The 19,592-nt window shown below is 67.7% G+C and carries 16 protein-coding genes; 10 read left to right on the top strand and 6 right to left on the bottom strand.

Going from position 1 to position 19,592, the window contains the following annotated elements:
- Positions 1-15: 15 nt before the first annotated feature.
- On the bottom strand, positions 16-1,395 hold the full coding sequence (locus RVY76_RS16315) for a VOC family protein (RefSeq protein ID WP_317376951.1): 1,380 nt from the start codon (positions 1,393-1,395) through the stop codon (positions 16-18).
- Positions 1,396-1,647: 252 nt separating this feature from the next.
- Here RVY76_RS16315 and RVY76_RS16310 point away from each other — a divergent pair, with 252 nt between their 5' ends.
- The 3 genes from RVY76_RS16310 to RVY76_RS16300 all read left to right on the top strand — a co-directional run bounded on the left by RVY76_RS16310 (position 1,648) and on the right by RVY76_RS16300 (position 5,354).
- Positions 1,648-2,661 carry a Fe(3+) ABC transporter substrate-binding protein gene (locus RVY76_RS16310; protein WP_317376950.1) on the top strand — a complete coding sequence of 338 codons (1,014 nt, stop codon included), beginning with the start codon at positions 1,648-1,650 and terminating at the stop codon, positions 2,659-2,661.
- 247 nt (positions 2,662-2,908) lie between these two features.
- Positions 2,909-4,342, top strand: a complete 1,434-nt coding sequence (cls, locus tag RVY76_RS16305) for a cardiolipin synthase (RefSeq protein ID WP_317376949.1) — start codon at positions 2,909-2,911, stop codon at positions 4,340-4,342.
- Positions 4,343-4,469: 127 nt separating this feature from the next.
- Entirely contained in the window at positions 4,470-5,354 is an 885-nt protein-coding gene (locus tag RVY76_RS16300; RefSeq protein ID WP_317376948.1) for a mechanosensitive ion channel family protein, read from the top strand.
- 51 nt (positions 5,355-5,405) lie between these two features.
- Here the strand turns inward: RVY76_RS16300 and RVY76_RS16295 are convergent, their stop codons facing one another.
- Positions 5,406-6,839 (bottom strand): alpha/beta fold hydrolase, encoded by a 1,434-nt coding sequence (locus RVY76_RS16295; RefSeq protein ID WP_317376947.1) that lies wholly within the window; start codon positions 6,837-6,839, stop codon positions 5,406-5,408.
- A gap of 378 nt (positions 6,840-7,217) precedes the next feature.
- Here RVY76_RS16295 and RVY76_RS16290 point away from each other — a divergent pair, with 378 nt between their 5' ends.
- Positions 7,218-8,402, top strand: coding sequence for an MFS transporter (locus tag RVY76_RS16290; RefSeq protein WP_317376946.1), 1,185 nt, complete (start codon positions 7,218-7,220; stop codon positions 8,400-8,402).
- A 134-nt stretch (positions 8,403-8,536) separates the two neighbouring features.
- Positions 8,537-9,004: a GNAT family N-acetyltransferase gene (locus tag RVY76_RS16285; protein WP_317376945.1), complete on the top strand. Its 468-nt coding sequence runs from the start codon at positions 8,537-8,539 to the stop codon at positions 9,002-9,004.
- Between the two features lie 24 nt (positions 9,005-9,028).
- On the opposite strand, the gene RVY76_RS16280 is transcribed toward RVY76_RS16285, so the two are convergent.
- The gene (locus tag RVY76_RS16280) at positions 9,029-10,477 is read right to left on the bottom strand and encodes a sensor histidine kinase (protein WP_317376944.1); all 1,449 of its coding nucleotides are present in this window, start codon (positions 10,475-10,477) and stop codon (positions 9,029-9,031) included.
- 292 nt (positions 10,478-10,769) lie between these two features.
- A complete protein-coding gene (locus tag RVY76_RS16275) occupies positions 10,770-11,777 on the bottom strand; it encodes a LacI family DNA-binding transcriptional regulator (protein WP_317376943.1) in 1,008 nt (335 codons plus the stop codon).
- Between the two features lie 115 nt (positions 11,778-11,892).
- Between RVY76_RS16275 and RVY76_RS16270 the strand changes: the two genes are divergently transcribed.
- The 5 genes from RVY76_RS16270 to RVY76_RS16250 are packed head-to-tail and all read left to right on the top strand — an operon-like array spanning position 11,893 to position 17,910.
- Complete coding sequence (locus RVY76_RS16270; protein WP_317377169.1) at positions 11,893-12,900, top strand: ABC transporter substrate-binding protein; 1,008 nt, start codon at positions 11,893-11,895, stop codon at positions 12,898-12,900.
- Positions 12,901-12,952: 52 nt separating this feature from the next.
- Positions 12,953-15,163, top strand: coding sequence for an iron ABC transporter permease (locus RVY76_RS16265; protein WP_317376942.1), 2,211 nt, complete (start codon positions 12,953-12,955; stop codon positions 15,161-15,163).
- Positions 15,160-16,215 (top strand): ABC transporter ATP-binding protein, encoded by a 1,056-nt coding sequence (locus tag RVY76_RS16260; protein WP_317376941.1) that lies wholly within the window; start codon positions 15,160-15,162, stop codon positions 16,213-16,215. Before RVY76_RS16265 ends, RVY76_RS16260 begins: the two co-directional genes overlap by 4 nt.
- Positions 16,212-17,042, top strand: coding sequence for an inositol monophosphatase (locus tag RVY76_RS16255; protein ID WP_317376940.1), 831 nt, complete (start codon positions 16,212-16,214; stop codon positions 17,040-17,042). Before RVY76_RS16260 ends, RVY76_RS16255 begins: the two co-directional genes overlap by 4 nt.
- A gap of 55 nt (positions 17,043-17,097) precedes the next feature.
- On the top strand, positions 17,098-17,910 hold the full coding sequence (locus tag RVY76_RS16250) for a phosphatidylinositol-specific phospholipase C/glycerophosphodiester phosphodiesterase family protein (protein WP_410796043.1): 813 nt from the start codon (positions 17,098-17,100) through the stop codon (positions 17,908-17,910).
- Positions 17,911-17,955: 45 nt separating this feature from the next.
- Here the strand turns inward: RVY76_RS16250 and RVY76_RS16245 are convergent, their stop codons facing one another.
- Complete coding sequence (locus RVY76_RS16245) at positions 17,956-18,603, bottom strand: TenA family protein (RefSeq protein ID WP_317376938.1); 648 nt, start codon at positions 18,601-18,603, stop codon at positions 17,956-17,958.
- Positions 18,600-19,436, bottom strand: a complete 837-nt coding sequence (locus RVY76_RS16240; protein ID WP_317376937.1) for a BtpA/SgcQ family protein — start codon at positions 19,434-19,436, stop codon at positions 18,600-18,602. Before RVY76_RS16240 ends, RVY76_RS16245 begins: the two co-directional genes overlap by 4 nt.
- Between the last annotated feature and the right edge of the window lie 156 nt (positions 19,437-19,592).

The raw sequence follows: 19,592 nt of genomic DNA, 5'->3' as shown, positions 1-19,592 counted from the left end.
GGGGCAATCCTTTGGTCAGGCCGCGCGGCGGGCGAGTTCGGCGCGCGCATGGGCGAGGGAGGCCGCCTCGGCCTCGGCGTAGAGGGCGTGGAGATCGGTGACGGGTGCGCCCAGATCGGCCTCGAACCGCTCGCGGCTCGGATCGGCCTCGAAGGTCTGCGCCGCGCCGTCTCCGAGATTGGACTGGAAGATCCCCGCGGCCGAGACCGGCAGGAAATCCTCGTAGGTGATCGGATCCGCGCGCAGGAGTCCGGCGGCCACGAGATCGGCGGCGTCGCGGTCGGGGGAACCGTCATCCGTCTTGCCGGTCGGGGCATAGCGGAAATAGCCGAGCCCTTCGGTCCTGAGCGTGTCGGGATCGTCGGGAAACCCGGCGAAGACATCCTGAAGCGTCTCGACGTATCGCGCGGCGTTCGAGCCGTCGGCGGCAGGCGTCACGCGGGCGCGCGCCTCGGCCAGGAGCCGGTCGTAGAGCGCCTGGCCCCTGGGCGTGAGCGCGAGGCCGCGCTGCTCGATCTCGCCGAAGCGGGCGGTGTGGCGGCCCTGCGCGCCGTCGTCGCCCTCGAAGGCGACGGCCTCTTCGAGCGCCTTGAACGAGGTCTGGCGCAGCAGGATCGGCACGGCGCGGCGCGGCGGCCCCTCGACCACGGCCTTGGGGGCGATGCCTTCGTCGGGCATGCGGGCCTGCACCGCGTCGATATCGAGCGTCCGGGGTGTCAGGTGGTTGATATGCGGTCCCTTGAAGGCCACGACATCGGCCACGAGCCGATGCGCGTCGCTGAGCCGGCGATAGAGGTCGGCGCTCACATGGGCCTTTTCGTGCCAGCGGAAGGTCTCGAGCGCCTCGGCGACGAAGGCGGTGGCGTCGGCCTCGGCAAGCCCGCCCGCGCGCTCGGCCCCGTCGATCAGTTCGAGGCAGCGGGGCGTGAAGATGCGCCGGCCTTCGAGAACGGTTGCCGCTTGGGCCCTCAGATCTGCATCCTCGATCAGGTCGAGCCTGAGGAGCGAGGTGAAGACGCGGAACGGATTGGCCGAGAGCGCTGCGGGATCGACGGGGCGGAAGGCGGTGGAATGGACCGGAACGCCCGCCACCGACAGGTCGTAATAGCCGACCGGATGCATGCCCATCACGGCGAAGAGACGCCGCATGGTCGAAAGCTCGGCCGCGGTGCCGAGGCGGATCGCGCCGTGGCGTTCCTCGTCGATGCGGTCGAGCTCGTCCGTCGCGGAGAGCCGCGCGGCGAGGTCGGGATCGGCGGCGAGGGTTTCGGCGTTCACGGTCTCGACGAGGCGGACGAGCGTGCCGTAGGCGGGCACTTCCTCGCGGTACATGCCGGACATGGCGCGCGCGAAGCGGGCGCGGATCTCGTCGGGGGAAACATGCGGCTCGGTCATGGCGATCCTGGCATTGGGTGTTCGACGTCGGGGTCGAGCCTAATCCCAGAACATGGCCGAGGGCCAGTGCGGGTTGCGCGGGATATCCCGCCCGATCGTCCGGAGCGCGGGCAATACCCTGCGGCTTTTCCCCGGCAAGGAACGCAGTCGGGCCTTTCACCGCCGGCGGAAATTTCCGTGCCCGGACGGGGTTGTCTCGGGCCTTCCGATGTTGTTGAGTGTTTAAGTCAGGAAAACAGGAGACCGACGCCGATGACACGCATGATGACCGTCGCAGCCGCGCTTCTCGCCGGATTGCCGGCCGCGGCTCAGGACGGGGGAGAGCTGAACCTCTATTCCTCGCGCCATTACGACACGGACGAGCAGCTCTACGACGAATTCGAGGAGCAGACGGGGATCACGATCAACCGGATCGAGGCCGATGCCGACGAGCTGATCGCGCGGATGGAGGCCGAGGGGGCGAATTCGCCCGCCGACGTGTTCATCACGGTGGACACGTCGCGGCTGGAACGCGCCAAGGATGCGGGCCTGCTGCAATCGGTCGAGAGCGACGTTCTCGAACGGCGGATCCCCGATTCGCTGCAGGATGCCGACAACGAGTGGTTCGGCTTTTCCCAACGCGCGCGGATCATCTTCTACAACCCCGAGACGGTCGAGAACCCGCCGATGAGCTACGAGGAGCTGGCCGACGACGCTTACGAGGGGATGATCTGCATCCGCTCCTCGACCAACGTCTACAACCAGACGCTGATGGCCGCGCTGATCGAGCATCTGGGCGTCGAGGAGGCGACCGCCTGGGCCGAGGGCGTGGTCGGGAACCTCGCCCGGTCGCCGCAGGGCGGCGATACCGACCAGCTTCGCGGGATCGCGTCGGGGGAATGCGACATCGCGGTCGCGAACACGTATTACTTCGCGCGCGCGCTGTCCTCGGATGTCGAGGGGCTGGAGAATGCGGCCGAGACGATCGCCTGGGTCTTTCCCAACCAGAGCTCGACCGGCGCGCACATGAACCTGTCGGGCGGCGGCGTGGCGGCCAATGCCCCCAACCGCGACAATGCCGTGGCCTTCCTCGAATATCTGGCCTCCCCCAGCGCGCAGGAATACTTCTCGGCGGGCAACAACGAATATCCGGCCGTCTCGGGCGTCGCGATCACCGACGCGGTGGCGCGGATGGGCTTCTTCCGGCCCGATGACGTGAACCTGTCGGCGGTGGCGGCCAACCTTCCCGAGGCGCAGCGGATCTTCAACGAGGTCGGCTGGGAATAAGGCACCCGTTCGGACGACGCGGACAGGACAGTACCGGGCCCGGAGCGTGGATGCTCCGGGCCCGTTTCGCATGCGGGGCGGCACATGACCGGATCGCGGGCACGCGCTGCGGCGGGTGCCGGGCATGGCGGTCGCGAGGGCGGGATGACGCCGTCGGTTGACTATGCGCTCGCGGACGGGAAATGAACGGGGCGCATGTTCATGGAACCGGCGGCAGGCCGGATGTTGCGTTCACGGAGACTGCACGATGGCGACCTTTCTGCTGATCCTTCATCTGCTGATCGTCATCGGCTTCACGCTGCGCGTCTTTCTGCGCGACGATTACTCGCCGCAGGCGCGACTGGCGTGGTTCGTCGTCCTCGCGGTGCTGCCCTATGTCGGGGGCATCATCTATTTCCTCTTCGGCGAAGTCGATCTGGGGAACCACGCGAACCGGCGGCATCAGGAAATCTTCGACCAGATCCGGGCGCGGGCACCGCATCTCATGGGGGATCCGGCCGATACCGAACGGCTGATCGATCCGCTCTACAGGCCGGCCTTCCGGTATGCGGGATCGATCAACGGTTTCCATCCGGTCGGGGAGAACCGTGCGGAGCTGATGGCCGATGCCGAGGAGACGAACGCGCGGCTGATCGCGGATATCGACGCCGCGCAAAGCCATGTCCACGTGCTCTATTACATCTGGCTGGACGACCGGACCGGAACCGACGTCGCGCATGCGCTGATCCGCGCCGCGGAGCGCGGCGTGACCTGCCGCGCGATGGCCGACGGGCTGGGATCGCGCGCGCTGATCGGCTCCGCCCTCTGGCACAGGATGAGGGATGCGGGCGTGCAGGTGGCCGTGGCCCTGCCGCTGGACAACGTGATCCGCACCGTCCTGTTCAGCCGGATCGATCTGCGAAACCACCGCAAGATCACGGTCATCGACAGCAAGATCACCTATTGCGGCAGCCGCAACTCGGCCGATCCGGAATTCCTGATCAAGGCGAAGTATGCCCCTTGGGTGGATATCATGCTGCGGTTCGAGGGCCCGATCGTCGCGCAGAACGAATTGCTGTTCCTCAGCGACTGGATGCAGGCGACGGGCGACACCCTCGACGGGTTCTCGCTGACGGCGCATCCCGTCGGGGGCGGGTTTCCCGCGCAGGTGATGGGGGACGGCCCGACCGAGCGGCGGGGGGCGACACCTCAGCTCTTCTCGGCGCTGATCGGCAGCGCGCGGGACGTGTTGACGCTTTCGACGCCGTATTTCGTGCCGGACGCGACCGTGCTCGATGCGCTTTGTTCGGCCGCGCATCGCGGGGTGGAGGTCACGCTGATCTTTCCCAAGGTGAACGACAGCTGGATCGTCGCGGCGGCGAGCAGGAGCTATTACCCCAAATTGCTGTCGGCCGGGTGCCGGATCCACGAGTTCAAGGGCGGTCTGCTGCATGCCAAGACGCTGACGCTCGACGGAAAGGTGACGTTCGTGGGCTCGTCGAACCTCGACCTGCGGAGCTTCGATCTGAACTACGAGAACAACATCCTGCTGCAGGACCCCGACATGACGCGGGCCGTGCGCGAGCGGCAGGAGACCTATATCACGCGATCCGATCCCGTGACGCTTGCCGCGGTCTCCGACTGGCCGCGCCACAGGCGCATCTGGAACAACGCGATCGCGACGATCGGGCCGGTCCTCTGAGGGGGCGGGGTCCTGCCGCGTGGCCGGTCCGCGCCGCCCGCCGGGCCGAGCGCGCTGGAAGGCCGCCGCGGCGTATGCTTGATGCCTTTGGGGGGATGGGTATCCCCGATAGATCCGGGAGAACTCCATGAGCTGGAACATCGTCGAGGGCTGGGCCACGCATCTTCATCCCGACAAGTGGTCGGGCGCGCTGATCATCCTCGCGCTCTTCGTGCTGGCGGGGCTGGTGCTGTCGCATCTGCTCAAGCACACGATCCGCCTGGTCGTCGAGCGCGACCACGACAATCGCCTCGACCGCATGTCGATCTCGTTCCTGTCGAAGGTGGCGAGCGCCTTCGTCTGGATCATGATCCTGATGCTCTATGCGCACATGATCCCGGCGCTCGACAAGCTTGCCACAGCGCTGCTGGCGAGCGTCTCGGTCGCGTCGGTGGTCTTCGGCCTCGCCGCGCAATCGACGCTGTCGAACTTCGTCGCGGGCTTCAGCCTGATCTTCTACCGGCCGTTCCGGCTGGGCGACAAGCTGCAGATCACCGCGCCGACCGGCGTCGAGACAGGAATCGTCGAGGACGTGTCGCTGGGCTACACGATGCTCAAGACCTACGACAATCGCCGGGTCATCATCTCGAACTCGTCGATCTCGAGCACGACGATGGTGAACCTGTCGGCCAAGGAACAGCGGACCATGGCGATCATCGCCATCTCGGTCGGCTACGATTCCGACATCGACACGGCCCGCGCGCTGATCCTCGAGATCGCGTCCGGCATTCCCGAGATCGAGGAGGTCGTGGGCTGCCCGGTCACCAATCTCGGGGCCTCGAGCGTCGATTTCAGCCTGCGCGTCTGGTGCGCGGATTCGGGTGTCGCGGCCGGGGTCACGAACACCGTGCTCGAATCGGTGAAGAAGCGGTTCGACGCGGCCGGGATCGAGATTCCCTATGCCTACCAGAACCTCGTGATCAAGGAGGTGCCCGAGGCGCTCCGCCGGGAGGAGCGTGCCGGGGCCGAATGATCGAGGCCGCTCTCGGGCGTATGCGTTGCGATGCCCGCCGGGGGCGCGGGGTCAGGATGCAAGAAGGGGCGTACTGGCGGCGATCGCCCAGGCCAGGATGACGCCGAGCGCCAGGCCCGCGGACCACGGATCGCTGCGGAGCCGGACCCACCGCGCGGCGATCCCGTAGACGAGCCAGAAGAGGACCATGACCGGAAGCACGGTGAAGGCGATCCCGAGGGGCGGGGTGATCAGCATCGCCCCGAGCAGCGTGACGAGGGGCAGAAGCCGTTGCAGCCCCGCCGCCACCCAACCCGATCGCGCCGTCACCACGGCATCCGCGACGCAGAAAGGGATCGTCCCGAGCATCAGCAGGCCCATCAGCCCCAGTCGGGGACCGGTCGGCACGAAGGCCGCGCCGTAGCGGTCGAGCGCCAGGGCGAAGATGCCGAGCCCCCAGACGAGCAGGATCGCGATGGCGGTGGGATGGAGGCGGCCCGGACGCATCCCGCCGCGCCGGAGCAGTGCAAGCTGGACCGCCCCCCAGATACCGAAGAAGGCCGCGAAGGCGGCAAAGGCGACGAAGGAGCCCGCTGCGGGCGGGACCGCGATCGTCGCCAGAAGGGCCGGTGCGACGGGCAGAGCGAGCATCGCGACCGCCTTGCGCCCCAGCCGTTCAGGATGCGGCACGACGGGGCCGGTCATGCGCGCGACGGGCCACATCAGCAGGACGAGCGAGGACAGCAGCGCCAGCAGCCACGGCCCGATGCGCGGGAGGGGGGCTGAGGGCGTTCCGTCGCGCGCCCCGCCGATCCAGTCGCGCACCTCCCGCAGGGTGACGGGGGAGTAGAGCACGCCCACGTGACCGACCCGGGGTGCCGAGACCGCGCGCCGTTCGACAGCGCCGCGCGTGACGGTCACGCCTTCCGCCCCGTCCGGGTCGATCTGGCGCAGGCGGTCCAGCGCGACCTCGCGCAGGCGTCCCTCATGCGCGCCGGAGACGATCAGCAGGCGCTCCGGCGCGTCCGGCGTGACGGCATCGGAATACATCGAGATGGCCACGACCGCCGCCGTCCGGTCGAGCCGGTCCGCCGCCCGGATCACGATGTCGGTCGCCATCGAATGCCCGACGAGGGAAACCGGATCGCTGACGCCCGGCAGGTCGCCCGCCGCGCGCGCGACGGCCAGGGTCTGATCGACCAGCTGCGCGGTCGTGCCGTCGATCGATGTCGGATCGCCCTGCATCGGGATCGGATTGCGGCCGTGCCCGAAGAAGTCGAAGGCCGCGACGGTGAAGCCCGACCGCGCCAAAGCGATGGAGATCGGCTGCATCATCCGGCGCGATCCGGCATAGCCGTGTGCGACGACGACGAGCGGGCCGCCCCCGGCATCGTCGGGGCGCCAGATCGTGACGGGGGAGGATGCGAGGACCAGCCGCTCGGACGTGACGCCACCGCGCTGCCGTTCGAGCATGACCACGGACAGCACGGCGAGAAGAGCCGCCACCGCCAGAACCGCTGCCGTCGTTCGATCGATCCGCATGGAGGTGAGTATAGGGCGGGATCGGCGGATCGCCCTGCCGGGGCGAGGCCTTCGGGTGTCGTCGGGTCGCGAAATCGGGAGGGGCGTCGGGCATCCCTGCGTCCGGGACGGCGACGGGAGGGTGCGGAACGGGGCTTGTTCGACGGGGCGGCCAAGACCACAGGGTTCCTTGCCATCGTTTGGGGACTTCAGTTCCGGCCTTTCCCCGATCATTCTCGGGCGGGGCGCGATGCGCGTCGGAACGCTCGGACAAGAGGCAGCCGCAATGATCATCGACCTCACCGCACCGATCCTGTCCCCGCCGGATGGCGGTGGGCGCTGTGCGGCGATGGAGGGGGCGCGATGAGCGGCCGGTCGAGATCGCTGAGCCTGGGCCTGCTGCTGGTGGCGGAATTCGGGGCCATGTCGCTGTGGTTCGTGTCGTCCGCCATCCTGCCCGATCTGCTTCGGGCGTCGGATGCGGGACCGTGGCGGGTCGGGCTGCTGTCGATGGCCGTGCAGATCGGCTTCGTGATCGGGGCACTGACGCTCGCGATCCACGGCACGTCCGACCGGATCGATCCGCGGAGGGTCTTTGCGGTCAGCGCGCTTGCCGCCGCGGCGGCCAACCTCGCGCTGATCTTCACCGCGCCGGGCGGCACGGCGCAGATCCTTTCGCGCGCGGTGACGGGGATGTGCCTCGCCGGGGTCTATCCGGTCGGCATGAAAATCGCCGTCGGATGGACCCTGCGCCGCCGGGGGCTGGTGATCGGGGCGCTGATCTCGGCGCTCGCCTTCGGATCGGCGGCGCCGCACGGGCTCGCGCTGATGGGCGGGGCGGATTGGGGGCGGACCGTGATCCTCGCGAGCGGGATGGCCGCTTTGGCGGGCGTGATGATCCTGTTCACCGGCCTCGGGCCGCATCACGCGAGGGCGCAGGCCTTCCGGCCGGGGGCATTGTGGCTCATGTGGCGTCTCAGGCCGGTGCGTCTGGCGACGGCGGGCTATCTCGGCCACATGTGGGAGCTCTATGCGTTCTGGGCGTGGATCGGCAGCGCGCTGATCGTCTCGTTCGAGGCGGGCGGACGGGCGGATGCCGAGACGCTTGCCAGATCCGTCACCTTCGCGGCGATCGCATTCGGGGCCGGGCTCTGCATTCCGGCGGGGGCGCTGGCCGACCGTATCGGAAAGGCGCGCGTCGCGGGCGGGGCACTGGCGCTGAGCGGGAGCATGGCGCTCGCCACGGCGCTGTCCTTCGGGGGGCCGGCATGGCTGACCATCGCGCTCGTCCTGGCATGGGGGATGTTCGTCGTGCCCGACAGCGCGCAGTTCTCGGCCCTCGTCGCGGATGCCGCGCCGCCGGAAAGCGCCGGAAGCCTGATCACGCTGCAGACCGCGCTCGGCTTTCTGCTGACGGTGTTCACGATCCAGATCGCGCCGATCCTCGCCACGCAGTTCGGCTGGCCCGCGACCCTCGCCCTGTTCGGGATCGGGCCGCTTGTCGGTGTGGAGGCGATGCGACGGCTGATCGCGCTGCAAAGGGCATGAGGCGGCACCGGACACGGCGTCCGGCGGTGTCGGAGGGGCATGGCGGTTGACGTCGAAGGGGGCATCGTGTGAGTCGACCGGCCTTTAGTTCTTTTCCGGCGCATGCGCGCCAGACCTGACCGAAGGAAGGATCCATGGCTCTCACCCTGCATCGCAATCGCGAGGGCGACCTCGCGCCCCTGGCGGCAATGCTGCCGCCCGAGGAGATTCCGCTGATGAACCCGAATGCGAAGGTCCCGTTCGACGAGATGGAATGGCATCGCAAATGGCTGGGAGAGCTGGACGATGTCTCCTACTATCTTCGGGACGATGCGGGGCGCGATGTTGGATTCTTCGCCCTGAGGGTCGGGATCGGCCCGGAGGTCCGCCACCTCACATATGTCTACCTGAGCGAGGAGGCGCGCGGCGGTGCCGCGTCGGAACTGACGGAGCGCGTGGAGCAGGCGGCGCGGGATCTGGGCGCGCTGGCACTGACGCTGAAGGTGGAGCTCGACAATGCGCCCGCGCTGAACGCGTATCTGTCGGCAGGCTACCAGGAGCTGTCCCGCCGTCAGGGCACCGCCACCATGCGGCTGGACCTCGAGGACGAACGGACGGGATGATCCGCCCGGCCGCGCGGCGCGGGCCTAGCGGGGGATCACGAGTGTATGCCGCGTGCCGGTGGTCTCGCTCTTCAGGTGCATCTTGCCGTCGAGCTGGGTCGTGAAGGCCTCCGTCAGCTTCTGGCCGAGGCCGGAATCGACGCGGGCATCGGGGTCGATGCCCGGCCCGTCATCCCAGACCGACAGGGTCATCGCATTCCCGTCGACGGAGAGTTCGACCCCGAGCCGTCCCCCGGGCCGCCCGGCATAGGCGTATTTCAGGCTGTTCGTGACCAGTTCGTTCACGATCAGCCCCAGCGGCACGGCGACCCGCGTCGAAAGCCGTATGTCGGCCACGTCGAATTCCGTCGAGACGGCGTCCGCCTGGCCCGACGATGCGACGACGTTGCCGACGAGGGCGGTGAGGTAGGATTGCGCCGTCACCGTGTCGACGGAGCGGGTCTGCGACAGGCTGCGATAGAGGCTCGCGATGGCGTCGATCCGGGCCCGCATCCGCGAGAAGGCCGCGCGGCAGGCCTCGTCGCTCATGTTGCGCGCTTCGAGAGCGATGATGCTGCCGATCATCGTCAGGCTGTTCATCACCCGGTGGTTCAGCTCTTCGAGCAGCCTGTCGGCATGGTCGAGGGCGTCTGTCCGCTCGGCCTCCAGCCGCCGCTGCGCGGTCACGTCCTGCATCGCGAGAAGCAGCAGGTGGGTGTGATTGTCCTCCCGGAAAACCTTGCGCGCATTGAGCAGGATGATCCGCTCGCCCAGGTCGGGAAAGTCGTGGCTGACCTCGAAATCCTCCACCACGGTGTTCCGCGGCACCACGTCGGTCAGGAGGTCGAGCAGTTTCGGGATCGCCCACTGGCCGTTGCCCAGATCGGCCAGCCGCCGTCCGATCGTGGCATCCGGTTCGACATTGAACGTCCTGTAGAAGGACCGGCTTGCCAGCACGACGGAGAGCTGTTCGTCCAGCACGAGGAGCGGCTCCCGGATCGTGTCGACGATGCCCACCGACAGCAGACGCTCGCGTTCGAGGGCCGTGGCGGCGTCGCGTTCGGCGGTGACGTCCTCGATGGCGAGGAGGATGCGCCGCGACCCGTTGCCCGGGCGCACGGTCTTGCGCGCGTTCAGACGCATCACCCGCCGCCCGATCTGTTCGAAGGCGTGATCGACCTCGAAATCCACGACCTCGTCTCCGCCCGAGACGATCCTGCCGAGTTCGCCGAGAAGGGCGGGGATATCCCACTGGCCGTTGCCAAGCGTGGACAGCGGATATCCGACGGTCTCGTCCGATGCGACGTCGAAGGTGCGGAAGAAGCGGTCGTTGGCATATTCCACGACCAGATCCTCGGTCAGCACCAGCAGGCTCTCGCGCAGGCTGGCGACGATTTCGGCGGGGTCGATCTGGCGAAGCAATGCGATGTTGATGGCGGGCCCTCCCGAACGGGCAGAACCGCTGTCGGAGCCCGCAAGAGAGAAGACATACACGATTTGAGCGGCAATCGAAAGGGTTGGCAGCCGATCCGTACGGTGGGGGATATCCACGATCGATGCGACATCGGAGAAGGGGCCCGCGTTTCGGGGGCGGTGATCGCGTCGGTCCGCCCCGGGGAAGTAGGCGCGAAGGTCCCTGTTTCGGGATGGGTCCGTGCGCGTCGGGTGCGGCTGATTCAGGCTGCGGATGCCTGATTTTGCGGTTCGAGCCCGGCTTTCCCGGCCACGGGGGCAGGATGAAGGTATCCCGACCCGTGAGCCTCGGCACCGGTCCTGAGGGGGCGCTTCAGGCCGTTTCCCTCGGGATCAGTTCCGCCTTGAGGCTGACGGATCTGCCACCGCTCGCCTCGCCCAGCCAGAGGACGCATGCCTCGCACATTTCCGCGATTGGCTGCGAGAAGGTCGTCAGACGGTAGCTGTCCCAGGATGCCTGATGGATGTCGTCGAACCCGATGACGGAAAGGTCCTCGGGAATCCGCAGGCCGAACTCCTGCCGCGCGGCATCCATGAATCCGCATGCCAGAAGATCGGTGGTGCAGAACACGCCGTCCGGCCGATCGTCGGAGGAAAGGAGCGCGCGGCCCAGATCCCGCCCCGTCGCGTATGCGGTCGGGCCGATGGACCGGACCGTTATCGGAACCCCCGCGCGCCGCGCCGCGGCCTCGAAGCCCTTCGCGCGCAGCCGGAGACTGGTCGTCGCGTGCAACGAGGTCGCCAGCGCGGGCCGCGAGCATCCCCTTTTGCGCAGATGCTCGAACGCGTCTTCGCCGCATCTGACGTCATCGAGACGGACATGCAGCGCCTCGGGAAAGTCCTCGTCGCGGTTGATGAGGACGAGCCGCATGCCGTTGCGCTCGCAAAGGCGTCCGAGCTCGGCATCGGGGCGTCCCGAAAGGACGATGGCGGCATCGGTGCGGTAGGACATGGCCTGCCGGAGCGCGCCCTCGACGCTTTCGTCGGAGCGGTCGGTGTTGATGAGCATCGCGACCTTCCCAGCGGCCTGCAGCCGGTTGGTCAGGGATGCGACGAAACGGGAGCGGAACGGCGTGTCGAGCTCGGCCACGATGAGCGCGACGATCCCCGATTCCGACCGGTTCAGCCCGCGCGCGAGGTGGTTCACGTGATAGCCGAGCGCGTCCGCGGCGGCGAGCACCTTGGCACGGGTCGCGGGCGCGACGCTGGCACCGGGCGTGAAGGTCCGCGACACGGCCGTGCGCGAAACGCCCGCCAGTTCGGCCACGTGTTTCGCGCTGACGGAGCCGCGCGGCGGTTTCTCGGGACGATCGTGGTTCATGATACGCCTGACTACCCCGCAAATTGCCGCCCGCATACTTTTTGTTGACACGAGCCTACCCTCTCAGTGATCGTTTGCACAGCTGTGCAAAGGGAGGGGAAAGATGAAGAAGACCATGGTGATTCTCGCCGGAGGGGTCTCGGCCTCCTTCGCGGAAGCCGCATCCGCGCAGGATCTCAATCTCATCTGTTCGGCCGATCAGGCGGTCTGCGAGCGGCTGGTCGCGGAATTCGAGGGCTCGCACGACATCGACGTCAACATGGTGCGCCTGTCCTCGGGGGAGGCCTATGCCAAGATCCGCGCCGAGGCGCGCAACCCGCAGACCGATCTCTGGTGGGGCGGGACGGGCGATCCGCATCTGCAGGCCGCGATCGACGGGCTGAGCGAGGAATACCGCTCGCCCATGCTGGAGAAGCTGCAGGACTGGGCCGTCGAGCAGGCGGAGACGTCCGAGTACCGCACCGTCGGCGTCTATTCGGGCGCACTGGGCTGGGGCTACAACACCGACATCCTGGCGGAGAAGGGGATCGAGCCGCCGCAATGCTGGGCGGATCTGCTCGACCCGGCCCTGGCCGGCGAAGTGCAGATGGCCGATCCGAATTCCTCCGGCACGGCCTACACGGCGCTCGCGACGCTCGTGCAGCTGATGGGCGAGGACGAGGCGTTCGACTATCTCAAGAAGCTCGATGCGAATGTGAGCCAGTACACGAAATCCGGCTCCGCTCCGGTCAAGGCGGCCGGACGTGGCGAGTCGGGGCTCGGCATCGTCTTCATGCACGATGCGGTCGCCCAGGCGGAGGAGGGCTTTCCGATCGAGGTCGTCGCACCCTGCGAGGGGACGGGCTACGAGATCGGCTCCATGTCGCTGATCGCCGGCGCGCAGAACGAGGACTCGGCCAAGACCTTCTACGATTGGGTCCTGGGGGCGGACATCCAGTCGATGCTGCCCGAGGCCGGATCTTTCCAGATCCCCTCCAACGTCGATGCGAAGGTGTCGGAGGCCGCTCCGAAGCTCGATGACGTGAAACTCATCGATTACGATTTCGCCCAGTACGGCGGATCGGATCGCCGCGCCGAGCTGCTGTCGCGGTGGAGCCGCGAGATCGGCGGCGTCGGCAACTGAACGGACGAGGTCGGCGGGAGAGCCGCCGACCCTGCCTTTCGGAGGACCATCCATGCAGCGCGACAATCTTCGGCTCGACGTTCTCGTCGCGGCCGCGCTCCTCAGCTTCGTCCTGCTGCCGTGGTATCACATCCGCGGCGGGTTCTTCGGGATGTCATGGCTCGCGGACTGGGCGGGCGACCGTGACCTCTGGCCCGGGATCGCGCAGCTCGCGGCCCCGTGGCTCTGGCCGCTGCCGGTCCTGATCGGGGCGGCCGTGGCCCTGCGACTGATGCGGGAGCCCGGATCGCGACGCGGCGGCGCGCTGCTGGCACTCGGGGCGGCGGGGCTGGCCTGGCTCGCCATCGAGGGGCTTTCGATCGGCCTGAGGGGGTGGAACTCGGCGCTGCTGGAGGCGGCCTTCGGCACGGTCGAGGGACAGCCGGCCTTCGGGGCGGGGGCGATCGGTCTGGGTCTCTGCTTTGCCTTCATGATCGCCTTCGGTCTTGCCGAGCGCGGCGCGTTGAAGGGCGATGCGTTCGTTCTGGGCGCGATCACCCTGCTGGTGCTGCTCGTCACGCTTTTCGTGCTCTATCCCATCGGCTCGATGTTCGCGGGCGCGTTCCAGGATTTCCGCGGGGCCTTCACGACCGAGGGCGTTCGCGACAATATCGGCGATCCGCAGATCTGGAGCCTGCGCTGTCTGACCGGATCGGGCGGCTGCGGTGTCGCGTGGCGCACCCTTCTGCTCGCGCTCTCGACGGCGACGGGCACCACCGCGCTCGGGCTCGCCTTCGCGCTCGTCGCGACGCGGACCGGGATGCGGTTCAAGAAGGGGCTGAGGCTGCTGACGGTCCTGCCGATCATCACGCCCCCCTTCGTGATCGGTCTGACGCTGATCCTGATGTTCGGGCGCGCGGGCTTCGTCACGGAACTGATCGAGGACGTCACCGGCCTCCAGATGGGGCGCTGGCTCTATGGTCTGACGGGGATCTGGATCGCGCAGATGCTGAGCTTCACGCCGATCGCCTTCCTCGTGCTGATCGGGGTGGTCGAGGGCGTCAGCCCGTCGATGGAGGAGGCGAGCCAGACGATGCGGGCGGGGCGCTGGCGGACGTTCCGCAAGGTGTCGCTGCCGCTCATGGCACCGGGCCTCGCCAACGCGTTCCTGATCGGCTTCATCGAATCGATGGCGGATTTCGGCAATCCGCTCGTGCTCGGAGGGTCCGGAGGGGTGCTGTCGACCGAGATCTTCTTCGCGGTCGTCGGGGCGCAGCACGATCCCGCGCGCGCGGCCGTGCTGGCCACCGTCCTGCTCTGCTTCACGCTGTCCGCGTTCCTGCTGCAGCGGCTCTGGCTCGGCCGTCGAAGCTTTGCGACGCTGTCGGGCAAGGGCGACGGGGGGCGGCACGCCTCCCTGCCCAGGCGGGTCGCCGTGCCGGTGATCTTCGTCGTGGCATGCTGGTCGGCCTTCACGATATTCGTCTACGGAATGATCATGTTCGGTGGCTTCGTGAAGGTCTGGGGCCTCGACCATTCCCTGACGCTCGAACATTTCGCCCGCGCCTTCTCGATCTCGTTCGCGGACGGCCTGGTCTGGACGGGGGTCGCGTGGAACAGTTTCTGGACGACGATGCAGATCGCGCTCATCGCCGCACCGCTGACCGCGGCGATCGGGCTGCTGACGGCCTGGCTCATCGTGCGACAGCGGTTTCCGGGGCGCACCGCGTTCGAATTTCTGCTGATGCTGAGCTTCGCCATCCCCGGAACGGTGATCGGCATCAGCTACATCTCGGCCTTCAACCTGCCGCCGTTGCAGATGACCGGAACCGCGCTCATCCTGATCTTCTGCTTCGTGTTCCGGAACATGCCCGTGGGCGTCAGGGGCGGGGTCGCGGCGATGGCACAGCTCGACAAGTCGCTCGACGAGGCGTCGCTGACCCTCGGGGCGTCGAGCCCGCGGACATTGCGGAGGGTCATCCTGCCGCTGCTGCGTCCCGCGATCCTCGCGGCGCTGGTCTATTCGTTCGTCAGGGCCATAACGTCGATCTCGGCGGTCATCTTCCTCGTCAGTGCGAAGTACAACATGGCCACCGCCTATATCGTGGGCCTCGTCGAGAACGGGGAATACGGCGTGGCGATCGCCTATTCGGCGGTCCTCATCGTCGTGATGCTCTCCGTCATCGGCGTTTTCCAGCTTCTGGTCGGAGAGCGCCGCCTGAGGCGCGGCCCGGACAACGCACGACGCGCAGCGGCAAGAACAACAGCAGAGGTACCGGCATGAACGGCGAACTTCGCGGGGCCGTCGCGTTCCGGCAGGTCCGGAAGAGCTTCGGGGCATTCACCGCGATCCACGACCTGAACCTCGAGATCCGTCCGGGCGAGCTCGTGACCCTTCTCGGACCGTCGGGCTGCGGCAAGACGACGACGCTGAGGATGCTGGCGGGTCTTGAAAGCCCGACCGACGGGGAAATCCATATCGGCGGGCAGGACGTGACGCGCCTGCCGGCGAACCGGCGCGACGTGTCGATGGTGTTCCAGTCCTACGCCCTGTTTCCGCACATGTCCGTGCGACAGAACGTGGCCTATGGTCTCGAGGCCGGTGGCATCAGACCGCGCGAGGCCCTCGGGCTGGCGGATGACGGCCTCGAACTGGTTGGGCTCTCCGGGATGGGAGAGCGCCTGCCGTCGGAATTGTCGGGCGGCCAGCAGCAAAGGGTGGCCGTGGCGCGTGCCCTCGTGCTCGAGCCGCAGGTCCTGCTGCTGGACGAGCCGCTCTCGAACCTCGATGCGCGGCTGCGTCGCCGGGTCCGGACCGAGATCCGCGACCTGCAGAAGCGGCTCGGGTTCACGGCCGTCTACGTCACCCACGATCAGGAGGAGGCGCTGGCCGTCTCGGACCGGATCGTGGTGATGCAGGACGGCCGGATCGCGCAGCAGGGCACGCCGCGCGAACTCTACGAGGCACCGAAATCGGAATTCATCGCCGATTTCATCGGCGAGGCGAACATCCTCGACTGCAATGTCGAGGCGGTGTCGGACGGGATCGCGACGATCGCGGTGGGCGACCTGAGGGAGAGGTTGCCCGCGCGGGGTGCGGTGCCGGGGCCCGCGAAACTGGCCGTTCGCGCCAATGCGATCCGGCTCGCCAAGGGCGAGGGGCCGCTGACGGGAACTGTCCAGTCGTCCGCTTATCTGGGGGATCACATGGAATACGAGGTCGAGACGGGAGATGCCCGCCTCTTTGTCATCGCCCATGAGGAGGACCGCGCGCTGATGCGGGGGGACCGCGTGTCGCTCGAATTCAGGCCGCGCGGACTGGCGCTGATCTCGTGAGCGGGGCCCTTGATGCCGACGCGCGTCTCGCGGTCGCCGAACGCATCGCCCGCGAGGCCGGCGCTCTCGCCAAGGAGTATTTCGACCGGCGCGAGACATTGGCGGTCGAGACCAAGCGCGTCCTGCAGGATATGGTGAGCGAGGCGGATCGCGATGTCGAGAGAATGATCCGAACCGGGCTGTCGGAGGCGTTTCCGGACGACGCACAGCTGGGCGAGGAGCACGGTCATCTGGAGGGGACGTCCGGCCTCACATGGGTGATCGATCCGATCGACGGCACGGCACCCTTCCTCGCGGGTCTGCCCGGCTGGTGCGTCTGCGTCGGGGCCTGCGACGATGCGGGCCCGCTGATCGGCGTGATCCATGCCCCGATCCTGGGCGAGACATTCGTCGCCGCGAGGGGTCGCGGCGCGACGCTCAACGGGTCGGCCATACGTGTCACGGACCGGTTCGACCTTTCGACGGGGCTGCTCGGGATCGGCGCGAACGACCGGGTGCCGCACGGGAATGTCGGCGACATGCTGGCGGCCTTCATGGAGGCCGGGGCGAGCTGGACTCGGTACGGGTCGGGCGCGCTGATGCTGGCCTGGGTCGCGGCGGGTCGGCTGGTCGGATATGTCGAGCCGCGGATGAGCGCGTGGGACTGCATGGCCGCCTATTGCCTGATCGAGGAAGCGGGCGGCCGCGTGCTGCCGTTCCCGCAGGGCGAGGCGATGCTCCGGCCCGCGCCCGTGCTGGGCGCGTCACCCCGGTGTTACGAACAGATCCTAGAGCTTTCGCAATTGACCGACGACGCGGTTTGGGGAGGCCGCGACAATCGCGGGTGAAACTCCTTCCCTATCTCGCATCACCCGTCAATTTGAGTCAGATCGGGAGAATGACATGCTGAAGACGATGACCGCCGCCGCGATGATGTTGACGGCGACATCTGCGATGGCCGCAGACGACGTGATGCCGCTGGCAAAGGCGCATGCCCACAACGATTACGAACACGAGAGGCCGCTGCTCGATGCGCTCGCGCACGGGTTCACCGGATTCGAGGCAGATATCTGGCTCGTCGGCGGTGAACTGCTCGTCGCCCATGACGAGGACGAGATCGAGGAGGGACGCACCTTGCAGAGCCTCTATCTCGATCCGTTGCGCAAACGCGTCGAGGAGAATGACGGAAAGGTCTATTCCGCCGAGATGGATCGACCGGCGATGCTGCTGATCGACATCAAGTCGGACGGGGCCGAGACCTACGAGGTCCTTTCGTCGGTCCTCGAGGGCTATTCCGACATGCTGACCACCTACCGGGACGGGAGCATGGAACCCGGCGCGGTGACGGCCGTGATCTCGGGCAACCGGCCGCGCGAGATGATGATGGATCAGGACGTCCGCCATGCGGGCTATGACGGGCGCATGGACGATCTCGAATCCGACACGCCCGCATCCTTCATGCCGCTGCTGAGCGACAACTGGACGAACCATTTCGACTGGACCGGCGAGGGCAAGATGCCCGACGAGGAACGCGCCAGACTGGACGAGATCGTGTCGACCGCGCACGACAAGGGCTGGCAGGTCCGGTTCTGGGCGACGCCCGACGAAGCCGGCCCGGCAAGGGAGGCGATCTGGACCGAACTTGACGATGCGGGCGTGGACCGTATCAACACCGACGATCTGGCTGGCCTGCAGGAATTCCTGCAGTCGCGATAACGGCTCTGGACGTCTTTCGCCGGCGCGGTCCGACTGCGCCGGCGGTCAGCCGGGATAGGCGGCGTCGTGGAAGGCGTATTCCAGATCCTGCACCATCCCGAAGATGCGGCTGCAGGCGGCCGCCTCGTCCTCGTCCATCCCGGTGCCCGCGATATCCAGGCGCGACCTGAGCCAGTGGGCCCCGTCGACGAAGCCGGGTTCGGTATGGAGATCCACCCAGGCGCGGATGTCGGGGTCCCCGTTCGGATGCGCGCCGGCCCGCCTGCACCACGTCATGTACATCCATTCGGCCCCGAACATCGCCGCGACGATCTCGGCGAACGTGCCCCCGGCCGCGATATCGTGCATTCCGCGGTCGAAGGCCACGACGCGCGGATCGGCGGTGACGGCGGGATCGGCGGCGATCCCGCGACGCAGGAGAACCTGCTCGAAATAGGGGATCTGCTCGTTGGCGAGCGCCTCCTGCACCGCGATGGACTTGCGCCGATCCTCGATGTCCTGCGCCTTGATCGTTGCGAAGGCGAAGATCGAGATGGCGGTCGCGACGAACGCGCCTTCGATGAGGAGGTAGCGATCGAAGACCTCGGGCGGCAGGCGGTCGGCCTCGATATCGCGGACGAACCTGTGATCGACCATCCGGTCGAACCGGTCCCGGTTCTCGCGCAGGCAGCGATCCGACAGACGCTCCGTCACAGCGCGTCCGCCGCGCGGGCGGTGAAGCTCTTGACGCGGGCGGGCTCGACCGGGTTCCACCAGACGCCGTCCTCCTTCAGCGACGAGGCGACGATCACGCCATCCGTCAGGCCCAGGATCTCGACGACGTTGTCCTCGGTCACGCCGGAGCCCACCAGCAGCGGGAGATGCGTGGCGCTCGCGATCTCGGTGATCTCCTCGGTCGTGGCGCTGTTGCCGGTCCTCTGGCCGGTGGCGATGACGCAATCCGCGTCGAAGAAGGCGAGGTCGCGGGTCAGCTCCACGATCGTGCGGTCGGCCGTGATCGCATGCGCGCCGTGCTTGACGTGGGAATCGGCGAAGACGCGGATATGCTCGGCCCTGAGCGCGGAGCGGTATCGCATCGCCTCGGCCGCGCGCCCCTCCATGAAGCCCTCGTTCGCGACATAGGCGTTGGCCCATTGGTTGACCCGGATGAAGGATGCGCCGGACGCGGCCGCGGCGGCGAATGCCGGGATCGGGGCGTTGGCCAGCACGTTGATGCCCGCCGGCACGTCGAACCGGTCGAGGATCCGCCGCGTCACGACCGCGAGGAAGGCGGAGGTTTCGGGCCCCATATCCTCGGGCTTGGAAAAGGGAATGTCGCCGTGATTCTCGACGATGAGCCCGTGCATCCCGTTCTCGATCAGCCGCTCGGCATCCCGGAGGCAGGCATCGCAGATCTCCTCGAGCGACGCGCCGCGATACCGGGGCGAGCCGGGGAAGGGCGGGCAATGGATCATTCCGATCAGGGCTTTCGGGCGTCCGAAGATGTCCTCGATTGCACCGGAGGATCTGCTGGATATGACGGTCATCTGTCGCCTTTCATGCGTGAGACGGAATGTCGGATCTGCGCGCTTTCGCCACCCGATACGCGCCCTTCAACGAGGTGTCCGGAGTGGGGGCCGTGGCGGCGATCGCCGGTCCGCGGCCCGATCCGGGCGCCGCGGTTCCCGCCGCGCCCGGAATGG

Origin of the sequence: Palleronia sp. LCG004 (genome assembly GCF_032931615.1) — a bacterium.
Classification (GTDB): domain Bacteria; phylum Pseudomonadota; class Alphaproteobacteria; order Rhodobacterales; family Rhodobacteraceae; genus Palleronia.
Note: the sequence above shows the minus strand (reverse complement) of the source record. Positions and strands in the feature narration are given on the sequence as shown.